This is a genomic window from Mesorhizobium sp. WSM4810, assembly GCF_055811235.1.
In genome coordinates this window covers 1-747 of record NZ_JBVVQV010000088.1, presented here as the reverse complement: position 1 = coordinate 747, position 747 = coordinate 1, and the positions used below count along the sequence as shown (strand labels likewise).

At 61.0% G+C, this 747-nt stretch carries 2 protein-coding genes; both read left to right on the top strand.

What is annotated here, in order from left to right:
• On the top strand, window positions 1–326 hold a 326-nt coding region (locus tag AC0L3O_RS35420; RefSeq protein WP_473618155.1), incomplete at its 5' end, for an antitoxin Xre/MbcA/ParS toxin-binding domain-containing protein.
• Window positions 323–747: RES family NAD+ phosphorylase (locus tag AC0L3O_RS35415; protein ID WP_473618153.1), on the top strand; the 425-nt coding region annotated here is incomplete at its 3' end. The genes AC0L3O_RS35420 and AC0L3O_RS35415, both read left to right, overlap by 4 nt.

Genomic DNA, 747 nt, shown 5'->3' with positions numbered 1-747 from the left:
TTGGCGCACTTGAGCGCGTTGCGCATCTTCTGGCGCCTGGCGATGCTCAGTTCAAATACCGGCTGATCCCCAAGGCGACCTACGAGCGGCGCAAGGCGGTACATCGCCTCTCGTCGGACGAGGGCACACGATTGGCCCGCGTCGCGCGCGTCTGGGGCCTTGCTGTCGATGTCTGGCAGAACGAGGAGGAAGCGCGCGATTTCCTGTTTCGGCCGCACCCGATGATTGAGGACAAGCGACCGATCGACGTCGTTATCATGAGCGAGTTCGGTGCCGAAATGGTGGTCGATATTCTCGCAAGTCTGAAGTACGGCAGTGCTGCGTGACGGCGCAGACTCTCGATCGCACTCTCTCGTCCTTTCGTATCGGCGATCCGGCCGGCACCTACCCGATCTTCGATGCGACCGGCTCGACAATCGCGCCAGGGCGGTGGAACACGCCCGGAAGTCCTATCATCTACACCAGCGAGCACTATTCGACGGCCCTGTTGGAAAAGCTGGTGCATGGCAGCGGCCGACTGCCGCCCAACCAACACTACATCGAAATCACAATCCCGCGCGGACTGAGTTACGAGGTCTTTTCCCACCCGTCACTGCCCGGCTGGGACACGATGCCGGCGATGGTGAGCCAGGGATTCGGCGAAACCTGGTGTTTAGAACGGCGCAGCGCCATCCTGCTGGTGCCGAGTGTCGTGGCGCGTCTCGATTGCAATGTGCTGATCAATCCGGCGCATCCGGAGTTTTCAAA